The organism is Planosporangium mesophilum (assembly GCF_016863255.1).
GTDB classification, from domain to species: Bacteria; Actinomycetota; Actinomycetes; order Mycobacteriales; family Micromonosporaceae; genus Planosporangium; species Planosporangium mesophilum.
The window spans coordinates 15094-32723 of record NZ_BOON01000066.1 but is presented as its reverse complement, the minus strand read 5'-3'; the positions used below and the strand labels follow the sequence as shown (position 1 = coordinate 32723).

Genomic DNA, 17630 nt, shown 5'->3' with positions numbered 1-17630 from the left:
CGCGCGTGTCAGGCACGTACAGGCTTCCGGGGAGGAGCAGGAGTGACCACAATGCAGTTCGCAGCCGACGAGGGCGGGCCGGAGGGTGCGCCGCCGGACGGCCGGCGGCCGCCGGTACGGAACCCAGCCGACGATCCGGCGACCGGCTTCGACGCGTTCTACGCCGCCCGTTTCGAGCGGTTGGTCGTGCAGCTTTACGCATACACCGGCGACATGGCCCAGGCGCAGGACGTGGTGCAGGAGGCGTTCGCCCGGGCCCTGCCGCGCTGGGAGAAGTTGTCCCGCTACCACGACCCGACCGCCTGGGTACGCCGGGTCGCCTGGAACCTCGCGACCAGCCGATGGCGGCAGTTGCGCACGTTCAACGCGTTCGCCCGCCGCCAGCGTGAAGAGCACGTGAAGGGCCCGACGCCCGACCGGGTGGCGCTCACCGCAGCCCTGGCCACGCTGCCGCCCAAGCTGCGGCGTGCCGTGGTCCTGCACTACCTGTCTGACATGTCCGTCGCCGAGATCGCCGTCCAGGAGGGCGTCGCCGACGGAACCGTGAAGTCCTGGCTGCATCGTGGGCGGGCGGCTCTCGCCGCCGCGCTGACCGACACCCAGGCGGAGGTACGAGATGTCTGAGTTCGAGGATCTGACCCTGCGGGAGGCGTTCTCCCAGTTCCACGAGGAGGCCCGCACCGTGGCACCAAGCCAGGACATCGCCGGGGTACGTGCGATCGCCCGCCGTCGCCGTAACACCCGCACGGCGGTGGTCGGAGTGGCCGCGGCGCTGGTGATCATGGCGCCGGTCGCCGCCTTCGCGTTCACCGGCCGCCAGGGCGGCCCCCCGGCTTCCGTGCAGCCGGGCGGGTCGGGCACGCCGAATCCGTCCGCGTCGGCTTCCCCCTCGACCAGCTCGTCAGCTGTACCGCCGGCACCGGACGGCAAGATCAGCTTGGCCGAGCTGGGCAACGCCACGCTGGACATCCCGGCCTGGCCGGCGGGTGGCTCCGGGAGGTTCTGCCCCACCAAACAGCAGAAGTTCACCGACGGCAGCACACCAGCCGGTGAACTGGGCTTCCACACCATGATCCTGAACGTCGCCTACGCCGACGTCGACCACGACGGCGCCAAGGAAACGATCTCCCTCCTGGGGTGCGTCGCCCAGAGCGGTGACAAGCAGGTGGTGGTCTTCGACCGGGACGCCAACGGCGGGATCGTCACGTTCGGCCGGGTGGTCAGCACGGACAACGGCATCCAGGAGGTGTTCGCCGTGCGCGGTGAGGCCGACGGCTCAGTGAACGTCGAGGTCGGCGACATCCACGTGTGCTGCGGCACCACTTCCCAGATGGCCGAGCACCAGTGGCGCACGTATGCCTGGACCGGCGACCGGTTCCAGCAGACGGGCGGGCCGACGAAGTTCCATCCCGCATCGCCGGCCAACGATCTGTCCATCACCTCGTCAGTCGACCGTCTGGAGTTCGGACCGGTCCGGGGCGGCATGCGGACGAGTTCCTTCACCGTGACCGTGTCGAACAAGGGTTCCCAGCAAGCCCCCGGACTGTGGGTGGACATCTCCGCCTATCTCACCCAGGACCCCACCTCCACGGGCGGTCAGAACGACAGCCTGCCGGCCCCCGTGCGGCTCAGCTCCGCCGTATCCGGCTGCCAGGATGTGGCGGCTACCACCACGCGCCGCGCCCACATCGAGTGCCACCTGCCGGCGCTCGCGGCCGGCGCCTTCCGCACATACACGTTCACCCTCAGTTCGCCAACGGCGAACGACGCGGTGCTGCCCTCCGAGGCGAACCCGTCGCTGCGGGAACCGATGGTGTGGGTCGAGCTTCAAGAGGAGCAGCCCGGAATCCGGACGCTTCTCGATCCCAACAGGGCGGACAACGCGCTCGGCCTTCCGGCCGTCCGGGTCGCCTGATCGGCACGGCGGTGATCCGGGGCGCGGTCCACCACCCCGGATCACCGCCGGAGCTCAACCCACGCGCAGCTACTCCTGCGGTGGGCGTACCGGCGGGGCGGACAGCGCGGCCACGTCCCGCCGGGCCCGGCGCTCGGCCTCGGCGCCCAGGTCGGGGCGGGACACGCCGCCGATGCCGGCCTGCTCGCCGGCGATCTTCTCCTGCAGGCGCAGGATGCCGTGCAGCAGCGCCTCGGGGCGCGGCGGGCAGCCGGGTACGTACACGTCGACCGGGACGATCTGGTCGACGCCCTTGGTCACCGAGTACGAGTCCCAGTACGGGCCGCCGCAGTTGCTGCACGCGCCGAAGCTGATCACGTACTTGGGCTCCGGCATCTGGTCGTACAGCCGCTTGATCGCCGGCGCCATCTTGTCGGTGACGGTGCCGGAGACGACCATCAGGTCGGCCTGGCGCGGTCCGTGGGCGAACGGGATGACTCCGAGCCGCATGAAGTCGTGGCGGGCCATCGAGGTGGCGATGAACTCGATCGCGCAGCAGGCCAGCCCGAAGTTGAAGACCCACAGCGAGTACTTGCGGCCCCAGTTCAGGACGAATCGGATCGGCTCACCGAGGACACCAGGCAATGCGGTCACAATGCCCAGGTTAACCACCACCGATGCTGGCCGAAAGGTCACGACCTCTCGCCTCTCATACCGGCTTTGCCCTGGACCCCTCCCGGATGTCGGGGGATGGTTTTACGCTGCCCGCCGTGAGCACTAGTGCACTGGCGCCTGACCTGGCCGGCCCGGTGTCCTCCGGCCGCACGGTGGCCGCCTCGAGCAGCCGGAGGCCGAGAGAGGAGGCGAGGCCCGTGCCCGCTGGTGTCGCGGCCGGCCACCCGGCAACCGCCGAGGTCGGCCTGCGGGTGCTCCACGCGGGGGGTTCGGCCGCCGACGCCGCCGTCGCGGCCGTACTGGCCGGATGCGTCGCCGAGAGCGTGCTCACCGGTATCACCGGAGGCGGCTTCGCCACCTACTACGACGCCGCCTCGGGCGAGGTCACCTGCCTGGACTTCTTCTGCGCGATACCGGGCCTCGACGGCAACGCCCGACCCGGCCCGATGGTGCCGATCGACGTCACGTTCGGCGGGGTCACCATGAGCTACTCGATCGGCGAGGCCAGCGTCGCGGTGCCCGGCGTGCCCGCAGGCATCGGCGAGGTGCACCGGCGGTGGGGCCGGCTGCCCTGGCAGCGGGTGGTCGCCCCAGCGGTCACCCTCGCCCGCAGCGGCGTGGTGCTGCCCGCCGCGCAGGCCCGCACGCTCGTCTCGATCGCGCCCGCCATGATCCCCGGCGTCGGGGCCGCCATCTACTCCCCCGGCGGCAAGCTGCTCGAGGGCGGCGATCTGCTCTTCCATCCCGGTCTCGACGTCGCCCTGACGGCGCTCGCCAACGACGGACCGGAGGTGTTCTACACCGGCTGGATCGGCGAGCAGCTGGTCAAGACGGTCCGCGCCGGCGGCGGCGCGATCGGGCCGGCGGACCTGGCCGGGTACCGGGTACTCGAGCTCCCCGTGGAGCACGCGTCGCTGGCCGGCGCCAACGTGTTCGGCCGCCGCGACCTCAACAACACCATCCCGACGATCGCGGTCCTGCCGCCCGACCTGAGCGAACTCCCGGCCGGCGGTCGGGCCGTCGCCCTGGCCGAAGCCCTGCGCAACCACGGCCGGCAACGGGTGGGCGATACGACCAACATCTCGGTCGTCGACTTCGCCGGCAACGCCTGTGTGATCACGACGACGCTCGGGCTCGGCTCCGGCGTGTGGCTGCCCGGCCTGGGCGTACACCTGAACTCGATGCTCGGCGAGGGTGAGCTGATCACCGCGGACCTGACGCCCGGCGGGCGTATGCCTTCCATGATGTGCCCGCTGGTGGTGACCGACGAGCGCGGTGATCTGGTGGTCGCCGCCGGCTCGGCCGGGGCGTCGCGGATCCGGACGGCCCTGGTGCACACGCTCGTCAACGTCCTGGTCAAGGACGCCGACATGACCGCCGCGATCAACCACCCCCGGTTCCACGTGGTCGTCGACCCCGACACTGACGCGCCGGTGGCCCATGTCGAGCCGGGGTACCCGGCCGCGGAGGTGACCGCGCTCTCCTCCGCGGGGTACGAGATCCGCTGGTGGGACCGGGTGGACCACTACTTCGGCGGGGCGAGTGCCGTCGGCCGGGCCGGTGCGGCCGGTGATCCGCGCCGCGGCGGCGTCGGCCGCCCGGCCTGATCTCCGCGCCACCCACCCGGTGGAGCCCACGCGGCCACCCGCATGTCCACGCGCTCACCGCGCATCGGCGTACCCTCGGCCGCGTGCCGCCGCAGGGCCTCGCTCTCGTGGCCGGGCGGCAGCCGGCCGTTCGCGGTGACCACCCGGTGCCACGGCACCGACCCGCCGTAGCGCGCCATCACCGTCCCCACCTGCCGTGGTCCACCCCGCCCCACCCAGTCGGCGATCGCACCATAGGACATCACCCGTCCGGCCGGAATGCGCTCCACCAGGGCGAGGACATCCTCGACGTAATCGTCCACGACCGGTCACGATATGGGATCCCGCGGATCACCGACATCAACGGCGGGCCAGAATGGGCACCGTGCGCGTACAGGTCACCGCAGCCAGTCGGATCGTGGTCAAGATCGGCTCGTCGTCGCTCACCACGGCCGCCGGCGGGCTGTGCCGGCAGCGGGTCGACGCGCTCGTCGACGCCCTCGCCGGCCACCCAGCGGAGACCGTACTGGTGAGCAGCGGCGCGATCGCCGCCGGCCTGGCCCCGCTCGGGCTGCCCCGGCGACCGCGTGACCTGGCGACCCAGCAGGCGGCGGCCAGCGTGGGCCAGGGGCTGCTGATGCAGGCGTACACCGAGTCGTTCACCCGGCACGAGAAGACGGTCGGCCAGGTGCTGCTCACCGTCGACGACGTCACCCGGCGGTCGCACTACCGCAACGCGTACCGGACCCTGCGCCGCCTGCTCGACCTCGGTACCGTGCCGATCGTCAACGAGAACGACACCGTCGCCACCGAGGAGATCCGCTTCGGCGACAACGACCGGCTGGCGGCCCTGGTGGCCGCGCTGGTCCGCGCCGACCTGCTGATCCTGCTGTCCGATGTGGACGCGCTCTACACCGGCGACCCGTCGAAGCCGGGCACTCAGAAGATCACCGAGGTGCGCGGCGACGAGGACCTGGCCGGCGTCTCCGTCGGCAAGGCCGGCCGCGCGGGCGTCGGTACCGGCGGGATGGTGACCAAGGTGGAGGCGGCCCGCATCGCCACCAGCTCCGGCATCCCGGTCATCCTGACCTCCGCGCCACTCGCGGCCGCGGCGCTGGCCGGCGAGGAGGTGGGCACGCTCTTCCACCAGGTACGGCAGCGGCCGGCGGCCCGCCTGTTCTGGCTGGCCCACGCGACGAACCCCCGTGGCCGGTTGCACCTGGACCCCGGGGCGGTACGCGCGGTGGTCGACCACCGCGCCTCCCTGCTCCCGGCCGGCATCACCGCCGTGGACGGGCGGTTCACCGCGGGCGACCCGGTCGACCTGGTCGACAACGTGGGGCGGCCGGTGGCCCGCGGGCTGGTCAACTACGACGCCACCGAGCTGCCCGGGCTGCTCGGCCGCTCGACCCCGGAGTTGGCGGCGGAGCTGGGTCCGGGGTACGAACGAGAGGTTGTCCACCGCGACGACCTGGTGCTTCTATGAGCACCCAGAAGCAGTCAGCAGTCTGGGCCGGACTGCTGCTACTCGTCGCCGAATAGCAGCAGTTCCGGCGAAACTGCACGGATCAAGGCACAGCGCGACAGGACGAGCGCGACAGACAGAGGGAGCGAAAAACGATGTCCGTGCAGGAGCAGGGACGACGGGCGAAAGCCGCGTCCGCGGTACTCGCCACGGCCACCCGCGCCGCCAAGGACGCCGCGCTGCGGGCCATGGCTGACGCGCTGGTTCGGCGTACTCCCGAGATTCTGGCGGCGAACGAGGGTGACCTCGCCGCCGGCCGTGACGCCGGCATGAGCGCGGCGCTGCTCGACCGCCTCTCCCTCAACGAGTACCGGCTCGAAGGAATGGCGGGCGGTCTGCGCAAGGTCGCCGACCTGCCCGACCCGGTCGGCGAGGTGGTACGCGGCTCGACGCTGCCCAACGGGCTCGAACTGCGGCAGGTACGGGTGCCGCTCGGCGTCGTCGGGATCGTGTACGAGGCCCGCCCCAACGTCACCGCCGACGCGGCCGGCCTGTGCCTGAAGGCCGGCAACGCGGTCCTGCTGCGCGGCTCGTCCTCGGCGGCGCGCTCCAACGCGGCGATCGTGGCCGTGCTCCGCGACGCGCTCGACGGCGCCGGGCTGCCCGCCGACGCGGTGCAGCTGGTCGACGCGTCCAGCCGTGACTCGGTCAAGGAGCTGATGCGCGCCCGCGGCCTGGTCGACGTGCTCATCCCGCGCGGCGGGGCCTCGCTGATCCGGTCCGTGGTCGAGGAGTCGACCGTACCGGTCATCGAGACCGGGGTCGGCAACTGCCACGTGTACGTGGATGCCGACGCCGACCTGGACATGGCGCTGGAGATCCTGCTCAACGCGAAGACCTCCCGCCCATCGGTGTGCAACGCCACCGAGTCGCTGCTGGTGCACCGGGCCGTCGCCGAGCCGTTCCTGGCCCGCGCACTGCCGGCGCTGCGCGACGCCGGGGTGACCGTGCACGGCGACGCGGACGTGGTCGAGGTCGGTGACCGCCGGGGCGTGACCGTCATCCCGGCCACCGACGAGGACTTCGACACCGAGTACCTGTCGCTGGACCTCTCGGCCGCGATCGTCAGCTCGCTGGACGCCGCGGTCGCGCACATCGCGCGGTTCGGATCGGGCCACACCGAGGCGATCGTGACCCATTCGCTGCCCGCGGCGCGCGAGTTCACCGCGCGGGTGGACGCGGCGGCCGTCATGGTCAACGCGTCGACCCGGTTCACCGACGGCGAGGAGTTCGGCTTCGGCGCCGAGATCGGCATCTCGACCCAGAAGCTGCACGCCCGCGGGCCGATGGGGCTGCCGGAACTGACGTCGACGAAGTACGTGGTGACCGGCACCGGTCAGGTCCGCTGACCCCGCAGGCCGCAATTCGCGCGCCTGACGCCGCTGCGCCAACCGACAGCAACGAGCCGCGCCGAGGCCACCTGACTGAATCGGCGTCGACCACGGTCACCGTGGTCGACGCCGATTCAGTCAGGCCGGAGCCGTTCAGTACGAAGGAAGCGAAGGATCGACGCTCTTCACCCAGGACGAGACCCCACCCTGGACGTGAACGGCGTCCTTGAAGCCGGCCGCCTTCACCGCGGCGAGCGCCTCGGCCGAGCGGACACCGCTCTTGCAGTACAGGACGATCTGCTTGTCCTGCGGCAGGTCCGCGAGCACGCTACCTGAGAGGATGTCACCCTTCGGCACCAGCGTCGCTCCGGGGATCCGCACGATCTCCCACTCGGCCGGCTCCCGGACGTCGACCAGGTGGATCGACTTGCCGGCGTCGAGCCAGCCCTTCAGCTCGGGAGCCGTGATCGTCGACCCGATCGCCGCCGCGCTCGCCTCGTCGGAGAGAGCGCCGCAGAAGTCGTCGTAGTCGATCAGCTCCGTCACGGCCGGGTTCTCGCCGCAGACCGCGCAGTTGGGGTCCTTGCGTACCTTGACCGACCGGTAGGTCATCTCCAGGGCGTCGTACACCATCAGCCGGCCCAGCAGCGGCTCACCGATGCCGGCGAGCAGCTTGATCGCCTCGTTGACCTGGATCGACCCGATCGACGCGCACAGCACGCCGAGCACGCCACCCTCGGCGCAGGACGGGACCATGCCGGGCGGCGGGGGCTCCGGGTACAGGCAGCGGTAGCAGGGTCCGTGCTCGGCCCAGAAGACGCTGGCCTGTCCGTCGAAGCGGTAGATCGAGCCCCACACGTACGGCTTCTTCAGGAACACGGCCGCGTCGTTGACCATGTACCGGGTAGCGAAGTTGTCGGTGCCGTCGACGATCAGGTCGTACTGGGCGAAGATCTCCAGCACGTTGTCGTTGCTCAGCGCCTCGTTGTGGACGATCACGTTCACGTACGGGTTGATCTCCCGTACCGAGTCGCGGGCCGAGTCCGCCTTCGGCCGGCCGATGTCGGACTGGCCGTGGATGATCTGGCGCTGCAGGTTGGACTCGTCGACGGTGTCGAACTCGACGATGCCGAGCGTGCCGACGCCGGCCGCCGCCAGGTACATCAACGCCGGCGAGCCGAGACCCCCGGCGCCGACGCACAGCACCTTCGCGTTCTTGAGCCGCTTCTGACCCGCCATCCCCACGTCGGGGATGATCAGGTGACGCGAGTAGCGCCGGACTTCGTCGATCGTCAGTTCGTCGGCCGGCTCGACGAGCGGTGGCAGTGACACAGGCGTGCCTTTCCGTCAATGGACTGCTGTCCGTCCACCCATTCTGCCTCGTGATCGCGGTAGACCCAGGTGACCTCCGTTACCCGGTCCGAACCTCGGGACGAACGGGTGGTCAGGGGACGGACGGGCCGGCGTAGCGCTGGCCACCCAGGTACGGCCACGAGTTGGCCAGGCAGCCGTTCAGACCGTACGTCTGCTGCTGCATCACCGGCGCGGGCTGACCGGGCTGTACGCACGCCTCGTGGCCGTACCCCAGCTGGTGGCCGACCTCGTGGTTGACCGCGTAGGCCCGGTACACCTCCAGGGGTGCGCCGTAGTCGGGTATCGCGGTCAGCCAGCGCGCATCGTTGACGATCACCTGGCCGGGTAGCCGGCAGGAGGTGAACTTGTCGGTCGACAGACCGCCCACCGCACACATCGCCTCCGAGGTCGTCGGGCTGGCCAGGAAGACGGTGAACTCGGCCGGCGCGGAAGCCGGGACCCGCTGCAGCCGGAACTGGCCGCTCGCGATCCAGCTCCGCGGGTCGCCGAGCACCTGGTCGACGACTGCCGCGAACGCGTTCGGGTTCTCGTTGATGCCGTCTTCGACCGCGACCCGGAACGGGCGCAGCACGCCGGCTGTGCCGAGGACCGGACCGGCGGACTGGACCTCGGTGAAGGTGCCGGCGCCGCGGTCCACGATCGCGGGCGCCAGCGCCAGCGACGGCGACGGCCTCGCCCCGGCCGCCCCGGCCAGGGTGGGGATGGGCCGCGCGGGCAGCCGCGACTGTACGGTCGGGCGGCCGGACGACCGGTTGAGCAGACCGCTGCCCCAGATGGAGCCGCCGAGACCGGCGGCGACCAGGAGCAGCACCACCCCGACGATGACGGCGCTCCGGCCCCTGCCACCCGCGGCGGCCGGCTCCTCCGTCGCCGGATCGGCCGGATCGGAAGCCGCTTCGGCGGCCGGCTCGTCCGGCCCATCCGTCGGCTCCGTTGCCGGCTCGGTCGTCTGCTCGGCGGCCGGCTCGTCGATCGAGTCGGTCTTATCCGCCGGTCCGGTCTCGTCGATCGGCCCGGTCTCGTCGGTCGGCCCGGTCTCGTCCGCCGGTTCCGGCTCCGGGTCCGGCGACGTCGGCCGCCGTCGGGTCGCCTTCCGGTCGCGCGGGAGGCGGCTGCCCTGCTTGTACCGTCCGGATTTGTTCGACCCGCCGGACGTACGGGTGTCGAAGTGCCCCGACTGGGGGGGCACAGCCGGGGTCCGACCGTCGCCTTCCGGATCCGGCGCGGGCTCCGGATCGGTCATCTCACCGGGATGCGTACCCGGTGTCGCCTCGTCTCGGGTGGGCCGTGCGCTGCCTGAGCGACGTCCCCGTGGTTCTCTCGTCGCGCCGTGGCTCATCGGGGAGCCAGCTTGCCATGTACGGCGACCGTATGTGGCAGGTACCCCGATATCATCCGGCGGCCTCACCAGCAGGAGTGATTCCGCCACCGAACGGGATGTCACGCTTGGACTTGGTGTTGCGGCGGGCCCGCTTGGGCCGCTCACTCGCGCCCGTCCTGGGCACCAACTTCACGGAACTGGCCTCGGACAGCATGCCGAGGACCGCACGGGCGACCATCCTGGGAGCTTCCATCTGCGCGACATGCCCCACGTCGTGCAAAGTAAGCAGGCGGCTGTCGGGGATCGTACGGGCGACCTGTGCGGCGACCCGTACATCGACGAGCATGTCCCGCTGACCACCGATGACCAGGGTGGGCGTGCTGATCCGCCGGGCGACCTGCCACAGGGACGCCGAGCCGGGAAGGTAGGCCCGCACGAAGCTCAGGATCAGGCTGCGCAGCGTGCGTACGTAGGCGCTGGTGTACTCGGGCACCGTGTACCGCAGCCGGGCCTCCTCCACCGCCTCCGCGAAGCGCTGCTCGGGAAAGCGGCTGGGATCGGCGAAGCAGCTCTCGATCACCATCCGGGCCAGGTCGGCCGGGTCGATCGCGGCCAGCCGCCGGGCGGCCAGCCAGTCGGCGCGCGGGATGAGTAGCAGCGGCAGCAGCCGGCCGTGGAACGAACGCCGCGGGTCCAGGAACGGCATGGCCGGCGATACCAGCGTGAGCGAGCGCAGGAGCTCGGGGCGGGTACCCGCGACGCACACCGCGACCGCACCGCCCAGCGAGTTGCCGAACAGGTGGACCGGGCCCCGGTCGGAGTGCTCGATCCAGCGGATGACCCGATCGGCGAACGCGGTCACGGTGTAGCTGCGCGCCGGGTCGCTACGACCGAAACCGGGCAGGTCGATCGCCTGGCCGTCAAGGTAGTCGGCCAGCAGGCCGGCCAGGTCGGTCCAGTTCAGCGAGGATCCGCCCAGGCCGTGCACGTACACTGCGGGCTCCACGGTCGCGGACCGCCCAGGGGTGTCCCGCACGTGGATGTTTGCGCCGTCCACGGCCACCGAACGCCCCGGCCATGCCGGAGTTATCCCCTCCGACGCCGGTAGCACATCCTCGGGTGCCAGGCGCGCGGCCTCCATGGCCCCATACTCCCTCGCCCGAAACTGACTTGCCGTTAACTTTCCCTAAGGGCGGGGGCCCTGCTTCTTAAGCGCCGCTTGATTCCCCTAGGAGAGCAGCGCCTCCAGTCGCCGGTTGACCGCTGCGAGCGTGGCCCGCACGACCGCCTGCCGCTGGTCGCCGTTGACCACCGCCGAGCCGGACAGTTCCTCGACCCAGCCGCCGTGCGCCAGCAGGAGCACCACCACCGCGACCTCGCAGCTTCCCATCGGTACGACCGTGGCGTTCTCGATGAAGCACCGCGCCCGGGACGCGCCGCCGCTGCCGGTCAGCAACTCGTCGATCGCGTTGGCCGCAGCGACCGCAGCCAGGCGCAGCACGTAACCGTCGAACGCGGGACCACTGGCCACCCCGACGGCCGGACCGCCGTCCGCGGACAGCCGCACCTCGACCACCGCGTCGGCACCCTGCGTACCGACCTCCACCTGGTCGAGCACCACCCGGGCCGCACCGGCGCCGCCGGGCAACGGGTGGTGCGCCGGCACCGAATCCCGCCGCTGCTCGGCGGTCCGCTGCCGCTCGGTACCCCGCTGTGGCTCCATGGGGCGCTGGGGTTCGCCGGCGCGCCGCTGCACCCGGCGGCCGCCGACGTCCGGGACCCGGCTCCGGGCGCCCCTACCGCCGAGTGGCCGGGCCTCGGTCACCCCGCGTTCGAGGGCACCCCTGCGGCCCGGATACGCGCCTCCGGTCGGTTCCTCCGGATCCGGCTCCACCGGCACCGGCAGGTTTTCCGGCGGGTCGGCGGTCGGCGCCGACCGGCTCTCGGCGGTGACACCGGCCTGCGGATCCGCCTCGCTGTTCTTCTTTGCGCCGGGTTCCGCACCGGTCTCGCCGTCGTCCTCCAGGGCGCGGCGCCGGCCGGGAACGACGGGGCCGGTCGGACGCTCGCCGCCGTGGGCGCCGGTGGGCGCCGGTGGGCGCAACAGCTCGTCATTGGGTTCCGCGTCCAGCCCCATGCGCTCGTTGAGCAACCGGGTGACCGCCCGGCTGACCTGCCCGGGGTCGGCGTCCTCGGACAGCTCCAGTCGCAGCGTGTGGCCACCGTTCGCGGTCGTACGCACATGGGCGTCGCGTACGCCCGCCACGCCCCGCACCGCAGCCAGCACCGCCGGCACGTCGAAGCCGTCGGGGCGCTCGGCGTCGCCGTCGCTCTCCTCGTCCTCGTCGCGCAGGTAGGTCGCGATACGGGCAAGCTCGGGAGTGGCGGCGGACTGCGCGATGGGCTCCGGTTCGATCGCCGGTACGGCCGGTACGGCCGGCACGTCGGGCTCGGCGGGCACTCGCTGGGGCAGTACCGGCGGGACCGTCGGATCGCCGGCGACCGGCTCCGCCCGGTCCGACGGGCCGGGCTCGTCCGGGTGGGACGGCTGCGGCCCCGGCGCCTCCGGCTGGCGCGGCACCTCCACTCGACCGGACACCTCCGCCCGGCCGGACGGTTCCGGCTGGCGCGCCGCCTCCGACCGACCCGGCCCCTCCGACCGACCCGGCCCCTCCGACCAGCGCGGCTCACGCCAGGGCTGGCCGGCCTGGTACTGCGCGGCAACGGCACGACCGCTGAGCTGGCCGGACACGGCCGGATCGGCCGGCTGCGCCGCCGCGCGGCTGGCGGACGGGGAAGGCTCGCGGTAGACCGGCCCCTCCTCGTACTCGGGCGGCGGCGCGGTGCGCGCCGTGGGGATGCGCTCGTACCCCGGAGGCAGCGTCGGCGGCGCCCAGGGCGAGCGGTCCGCAGGCTCCTCGCCGTGGTGCCGCCCGCTCAGCGCGGGTACCTGGCCGGACTGCTGCTCCGACTGGTCGGGATGCGGCTCGCCGGCCGGCCCGGCGTGGCGCCCGGCCGAGGCGGCGGGTGCGTCCGGCAGCGGCGGGAAGCCGTACCCGTGCCTCTCCTCCGGTGCCGGGTCGTACGGCTCGTACGCGGGCGGCGCGGACGTGACGGCCGCAGGCGGGGCTGACGTGGGCGGCGCCGGCTGCGTGGCCGGCTCCGGCACCGGGTAGGTCGCGGGCTCCGGAACCGGGTACGTGGCGGGCTCGGGAACCGGGTACCCGGCGGACTCCGGAGCCGGCGGGCGGGCCGCAACGGACTCGGGCAGGGCTGATTCGGGCAGGGCGGGGCCGATCGGTGCGTCGGATCCTTCCCGCGCCGGCCAGCCGGTCACCGGCTGGTCAACCGGGCCCGACGAGCCCGGGCCGGCCAAGCCGTGGCCCGACGAGCCGAAACCTGAAAAACCCGGCCCCGACAAACCCGGGCCGGACGAGCCGGCGATGGACTGGCCGCCGGTGGGGTACGGGTCCAGCCCCGGCGGGAACGCCTCGGCCCCCGAGAACGCGCTCGGCCCCACCGGCGCGACGCCCGCCGGGTTGACGGGCTGGGACGACGACTCCAGCGGGCTGAACGGCGACATGGTCGCGGCCGGGCTGACCGGACGGGACGCCGCGTCGACACCCGGTACCGGCGGCTCGGCCAACGGCGGGACGAGCGACAGCGGTGGGCGGGCGGCGGCCGCCGCCCGCGCGGGCGCGTCGGACGACGAGGACGCGGCCGGCGACGAGGGCGCGGCCGGCGGCTCCGAGATGCGGGTGGTGGCCTCCGGGTCGGGGTCGGCGGCGGGGTACGGCGGGAAGAAATCCACGCCGGATCCGGCGAAGCCCTGATCGACGTACGGAACTCCCTCGATCGACTGCTGCTCCGCGAGGTACTGCTGCTCCGCGAGGTTCAGCGGTCGGACCGCTCCGTTGGTGGGGCGCTGCGCGCCGCCGTCGACCACGGCCTGGTCGGGGTGGCGTCCCACCGACGGAACCGGCGCCATCAGATCGTCGTACGGTGCGCGCAGTTCGGCACGACCCCGGACGGACGTGTTGTCGCCGGGTACGTGTGCCGAGCCGACGGGCGGCCAGCCCCCACTTGCGCGATACTGACGCCAACCGGGATGTGTCTCCCCGGACGAGCCGTTGGCCGGCCAGGGCGCGCCGTTGTGCGTACCGTCGCGTTCGCCCGCGCCGCTGCCACCAACGGTGCCGTCCGCGCCTGGTTGTCCCGTTTCGTCCACCGTGCGCTCCTCCGTCGCCTGACGTGAGGCTACCGTGAACGGGTAGGGGCGGTAAGTTGCATCCGGCGGCGTGATTCGGAGGGTGAGGATGACCTCGGTGACGAGCGGTATGCAAGCAGCTGGAAGGCCCGTACGGCTGCCCCGCTCCGCGCGCCGCAAGCAGCTTCTCGCTGCGGCGCAGCAGGTGTTCGTGGCACAGGGGTATCACGCCGCGGCGATGGACGACATCGCCGAGCGCGCCGGGGTCTCCAAGCCGGTGCTGTACCAGCACTTCCCGGGCAAGCTCGAGCTCTACCTGGCGCTGCTGGACACCCACTGCGACGCGCTCGTCGACCGGGTGCGCCGGGCCATGGCCGCGACGACCGACAACAAGGAGCGGGTACGCGGCGCGATGCAGGCGTACTTCGACTTCGTCGACCACGAGAGCGAGGCGTTCCGGCTCGTGTTCGAGTCGGACCTGCGCCACGAGCCGGCCGTTGCCGAGCGGGTGGAGCGGCTGGAGCAGAGCTCCATCGCCGCCATCACCGACACCATCATGGCCGACACGGGCGTGAGCCGGGCCCGCGCCGAGCTGTTGGCGGCGGGGCTGGTCGGTGCGGCCGAAACCGCGGCCAGGTTCTGGCTGGCAGGTGGGCGCCAGGTGCGAAAGGCTGAAGCTGTGCAGTTGGTTACCGCCCTGGGGTGGCGCGGCATCGCCAGCTTCCCGCTACACGGCGAACAGGCCTGATGATCGCGTTACCCTTCGGAGGCGGCGAACGGGCCGCCTGATCAAGGAGGAAGACGTGGAGGTCAAGATCGGCGTACAGTTCGCACCCCGCGAGCTCGTGCTCGAGAGCGGCCAGACGCCGGCGGAGGTCGAGCGTGCGGTGGCCGAGGCCCTCTCCGGTCGAGACGGTGTTCTCACGCTCTTCGACGAGAAGGGCCGCCGGGTCATCGTGCCGGTCGACAAGCTGGCGTACATTGAGATCGCCGAGAGTTCCTCGCGCCCGGTCGGCTTCACCGCCGCCTGAGCGCCATTTCGTGATCTTGGCCACCCAGCCGGGCGGAAGCGGGCTGAGTGGCCAAGATCGCGAAAATCTCAGTTGTTGAGACCGACCGCCGCCATCCGGGCAGTGTGAGCGGTGGTCAACCGCTTGAACAACCCCTGGACGTCCGAGACGTCGCCGCCGCCGGACGCGATCAGCTCCGCGAGCGCGGTCCGCTCCGCCGCCACCCGCTGGGCCTGCGAGAGCGCCTCGCCGACCAGGCGGCGCGCCCACATCGACAGCCGGTTGGCCACCTTGGGGTCGGCCGCGATCGCCGCCCGCAGCTCTTCCGCGGCGAAATCGGCGTGCCGGGAGTCGTGCAGCACGTCGAGGACGAGATCACGGTCCTTCGGCTCCAGGAACGCGGCGATCTCCCGGTAGAAGTCGTCCGCGACGCCATCCCCCACGTACGCCTTGGCCAGCGCCTCCAGCCAGTCCTTGGGCTCGGTCTGATCGTGGTAGTCGCGCAGCGCCCCGACGTACGGGCGCATCGCCTCCTCCGCCTCGACCCCCAGCTCGCGCAGGCGCTCGGCCAGCCGGCAGTAGGCGTCGATCTCGCGGGCGGCCATCTCGCTGAGCGCGGCCCGCCGGCTCAGATCCGGGGCGAGCCGCGCGTCGGCCGCCATCTGATCGAAAGCGACGAGTTCGGCGTACGCGAGCAGGCCCAACAGGTCGGCCACGGGAGGCAGGGGGGCGGAATTTTCGGGCACGTCGGCAGGTTACCCCTAATACACTCCGCCAGCCGTGCCGATCAGAGAGTAGTTGCGACAACTGACAGATCGAAACGCCTGAGCGGCCGGCATACGCCAGGCGGAGCTGTACCAGCACAAGTGAGCAGGTCAGTACGGGTGATAGCATCGGTGTCACTTCCGCCGAGACCTGCTGCGTCCGGCGAACGCGCGGCCCGCGATTTCAATGTCGCCCGTGGCGCGCGTACATACATTCGAGCGCACCCGTCAGGTCGGGGCGCTCCCGCGAGAGAGACACCCCGAAAACTTGATGAACATTGACGGAACCGAAACGGCCGCAAACTCGGCCGCAGTCGAAGACACGACCATCGAATCGATCAACAGCGAATCGGCCGGTACCGAATCCGGCAGTCGCGCACCGGTACGCCCGGACAGCCCGACCTTCGCCGAGCTGGGCGTCCGCCCGGAGACCGTGGCCGCTCTCGAGGCCAACGGCATGACCCACGCCTTCAAGATCCAGGAGCACGCGCTCCCCATCGCGCTGCGCGGCACCGACGTGATCGGCCAGGCGCCCACCGGTACCGGCAAGACCCTCGCCTTCGGCCTGCCGCTGCTGCAGCGCGCACTCGCGCCGTCCGAAGGCGCCGACGGACTCCCCCAGGCGCTCGTCGTTCTCCCCACCCGCGAGCTGGGCATCCAGGTCGCCCGCGACCTCGATGCCGCCGCCCGTACCCGCGGCATCCGCGTCCTGGCCGTCTACGGTGGAGTGGCCTACGAGCCGCAGACCGAGGCGCTCAAGCGCGGTGTCGAGATCGTCGTCGGTACCCCGGGCCGCCTGCTCGACCTGGCGAAGAGCAAGCAGCTGCGGCTGGACCGGGTCCGCTCGCTCGTCCTCGACGAGGCCGACCGGATGCTGGACCTTGGCTTCCTCGACGACATCGAGAAGATCCTCGCCATGCTGCCGGGCGACCGGCAGACGATGTTGTTCTCGGCGACGATGCCGGACCCGATCGTGGCGCTGGCCCGGCGGTTCATGCGCAACCCGGTGACGATCCACGCCAACCACGACGACCGCACCGGTCCGTCGCCGCTCACCCGGCAACTGGTCTACCGCGCCCACCCGCTCAACAAGGTCGAGGTGGTCGCCCGGATCCTGCAGGCCGAGGGGCGTGGCCTTTCGATGATCTTCGCGCGCACCAAGCGCGCAGTCGACCGGGTCGCCGAAGACCTCGACTTCCGTGGCTTCGCCGTCGCGGCGGTCCACGGTGACCTGGGCCAGGGCGCCCGGGAACGGGCGCTGCGCGCGTTCCGCGCCGGGAAGGTCGACGTACTGGTCGCCACCGACGTCGCCGCTCGCGGCCTGGACGTCGCCGGCGTCACGCACGTCATCAACTACGACTGCCCCGAGGACGCCGACACCTACACCCACCGCATCGGCCGCACCGGTCGCGCCGGCGCCACCGGCGTCGCGGTGACGTTCGTGGACTGGGAGGACATGCCCCGCTGGCGGCTGATCGACAAGTCGCTGGGCCTGGACCTGCCGGAGCCGCCGGAGACGTACCACACCTCCGACCATCTCTACACCGACCTCGGCATCTCGAAGGAGATGACGGGCACGCTGCCCACCGCCGACCGGACCCGCGCCGGCCTGTCGGCCGAGCGGCTGGAGGACGTCGAGGGCAAGCGCAGTCCCCGTCGCGGTCGCCGTGGCGCATCCTCGGGTACGCCCGCGGCAGCGCCCCGTGCGACGGAAGGCGAGAGCGCGACGGCGGGTTCGCGTCGTCGGCGCCGCCGGCGCGTGGAGCCGGGCGCCACGGCAGCCGAGGTGTCCACGGTGGACGTCGCTCAGACCGTCCAGACGGCGGGCGAGGGCGAGCCGGCCAAGCGGCCGCGGCGGCGCCGTCGCGGCGGCCGGGGCGGCGCCGGAGCAGTGGCCACCGGCGGCGAGTGACATATCTGACCTGAAGGGCGGTCCCGCATGG

The 17630-nt window shown here is 72.0% G+C and carries 14 protein-coding genes and 1 pseudogene; 8 read left to right on the top strand and 7 right to left on the bottom strand.

Translation table 11 applies throughout. From position 1 onward, the window contains the following. Positions 1 to 51: 51 nt before the first annotated feature. Positions 52 to 624, top strand: coding sequence for a SigE family RNA polymerase sigma factor (locus Pme01_RS28365; RefSeq protein ID WP_168117956.1), 573 nt, complete (start codon positions 52 to 54; stop codon positions 622 to 624). Further along, positions 617 to 1915: a hypothetical protein gene (locus Pme01_RS28360; RefSeq protein WP_168117930.1), complete on the top strand. Its 1299-nt coding sequence runs from the start codon at positions 617 to 619 to the stop codon at positions 1913 to 1915. Before Pme01_RS28365 ends, Pme01_RS28360 begins: the two co-directional genes overlap by 8 nt. A gap of 69 nt (positions 1916 to 1984) precedes the next feature. Here Pme01_RS28360 and Pme01_RS28355 read toward each other — a convergent pair whose 3' ends face one another. Then, a complete protein-coding gene (locus Pme01_RS28355; RefSeq protein ID WP_168117957.1) occupies positions 1985 to 2539 on the bottom strand; it encodes an NADH-quinone oxidoreductase subunit B in 555 nt (184 codons plus the stop codon). Positions 2540 to 2766: 227 nt separating this feature from the next. Here Pme01_RS28355 and Pme01_RS28350 point away from each other — a divergent pair, with 227 nt between their 5' ends. Then, on the top strand, positions 2767 to 4176 hold the full coding sequence (locus Pme01_RS28350; RefSeq protein WP_239088516.1) for a gamma-glutamyltransferase: 1410 nt from the start codon (positions 2767 to 2769) through the stop codon (positions 4174 to 4176). Positions 4177 to 4187: 11 nt separating this feature from the next. Here Pme01_RS28350 and Pme01_RS28345 read toward each other — a convergent pair. Next, a pseudogene (locus tag Pme01_RS28345) lies at positions 4188 to 4478 on the bottom strand (MGMT family protein); the annotation flags it as partial. A gap of 62 nt (positions 4479 to 4540) precedes the next feature. Between Pme01_RS28345 and proB the strand changes: the two are divergent. Together proB and Pme01_RS28335 are read left to right on the top strand one after the other, a co-directional pair. Then, positions 4541 to 5641 (top strand): glutamate 5-kinase, encoded by a 1101-nt coding sequence (gene proB / locus Pme01_RS28340; protein WP_203935934.1) that lies wholly within the window; start codon positions 4541 to 4543, stop codon positions 5639 to 5641. A gap of 134 nt (positions 5642 to 5775) precedes the next feature. Next, positions 5776 to 7029 (top strand): glutamate-5-semialdehyde dehydrogenase, encoded by a 1254-nt coding sequence (locus Pme01_RS28335; RefSeq protein ID WP_168117934.1) that lies wholly within the window; start codon positions 5776 to 5778, stop codon positions 7027 to 7029. 135 nt (positions 7030 to 7164) lie between these two features. On the opposite strand, the gene moeZ is transcribed toward Pme01_RS28335, so the two are convergent. The 4 genes from moeZ to Pme01_RS28315 all read right to left on the bottom strand — a co-directional run bounded on the left by moeZ (position 7165) and on the right by Pme01_RS28315 (position 13694). Next, positions 7165 to 8343 (bottom strand): adenylyltransferase/sulfurtransferase MoeZ, encoded by a 1179-nt coding sequence (moeZ, locus tag Pme01_RS28330; protein WP_168117935.1) that lies wholly within the window; start codon positions 8341 to 8343, stop codon positions 7165 to 7167. 112 nt (positions 8344 to 8455) lie between these two features. Then, a complete protein-coding gene (locus Pme01_RS28325; RefSeq protein ID WP_168117936.1) occupies positions 8456 to 9628 on the bottom strand; it encodes a DUF3152 domain-containing protein in 1173 nt (390 codons plus the stop codon). 148 nt (positions 9629 to 9776) lie between these two features. After that, positions 9777 to 10847 carry an alpha/beta fold hydrolase gene (locus tag Pme01_RS28320; protein WP_168117937.1) on the bottom strand — a complete coding sequence of 357 codons (1071 nt, stop codon included), beginning with the start codon at positions 10845 to 10847 and terminating at the stop codon, positions 9777 to 9779. An 87-nt stretch (positions 10848 to 10934) separates the two neighbouring features. Continuing rightward, the gene (locus Pme01_RS28315) at positions 10935 to 13694 is read right to left on the bottom strand and encodes a hypothetical protein (protein WP_168117938.1); all 2760 of its coding nucleotides are present in this window, start codon (positions 13692 to 13694) and stop codon (positions 10935 to 10937) included. Between the two features lie 328 nt (positions 13695 to 14022). On the opposite strand from Pme01_RS28315, the gene Pme01_RS28310 reads away from it, so the two are divergent. Together Pme01_RS28310 and Pme01_RS28305 are read left to right on the top strand one after the other, a co-directional pair. Beyond that, positions 14023 to 14661 (top strand): TetR/AcrR family transcriptional regulator, encoded by a 639-nt coding sequence (locus Pme01_RS28310; RefSeq protein WP_168117939.1) that lies wholly within the window; start codon positions 14023 to 14025, stop codon positions 14659 to 14661. A 55-nt stretch (positions 14662 to 14716) separates the two neighbouring features. Next, positions 14717 to 14944, top strand: a complete 228-nt coding sequence (locus Pme01_RS28305) for a DUF3107 domain-containing protein (RefSeq protein WP_168117940.1) — start codon at positions 14717 to 14719, stop codon at positions 14942 to 14944. Between the two features lie 68 nt (positions 14945 to 15012). On the opposite strand, the gene Pme01_RS28300 is transcribed toward Pme01_RS28305, so the two are convergent. Then, on the bottom strand, positions 15013 to 15669 hold the full coding sequence (locus Pme01_RS28300) for a ferritin-like fold-containing protein (RefSeq protein ID WP_168117941.1): 657 nt from the start codon (positions 15667 to 15669) through the stop codon (positions 15013 to 15015). 355 nt (positions 15670 to 16024) lie between these two features. Here Pme01_RS28300 and Pme01_RS28295 point away from each other — a divergent pair, with 355 nt between their 5' ends. Beyond that, positions 16025 to 17599, top strand: a complete 1575-nt coding sequence (locus Pme01_RS28295; RefSeq protein WP_373315543.1) for a DEAD/DEAH box helicase — start codon at positions 16025 to 16027, stop codon at positions 17597 to 17599. Positions 17600 to 17630: the final 31 nt, after the last annotated feature.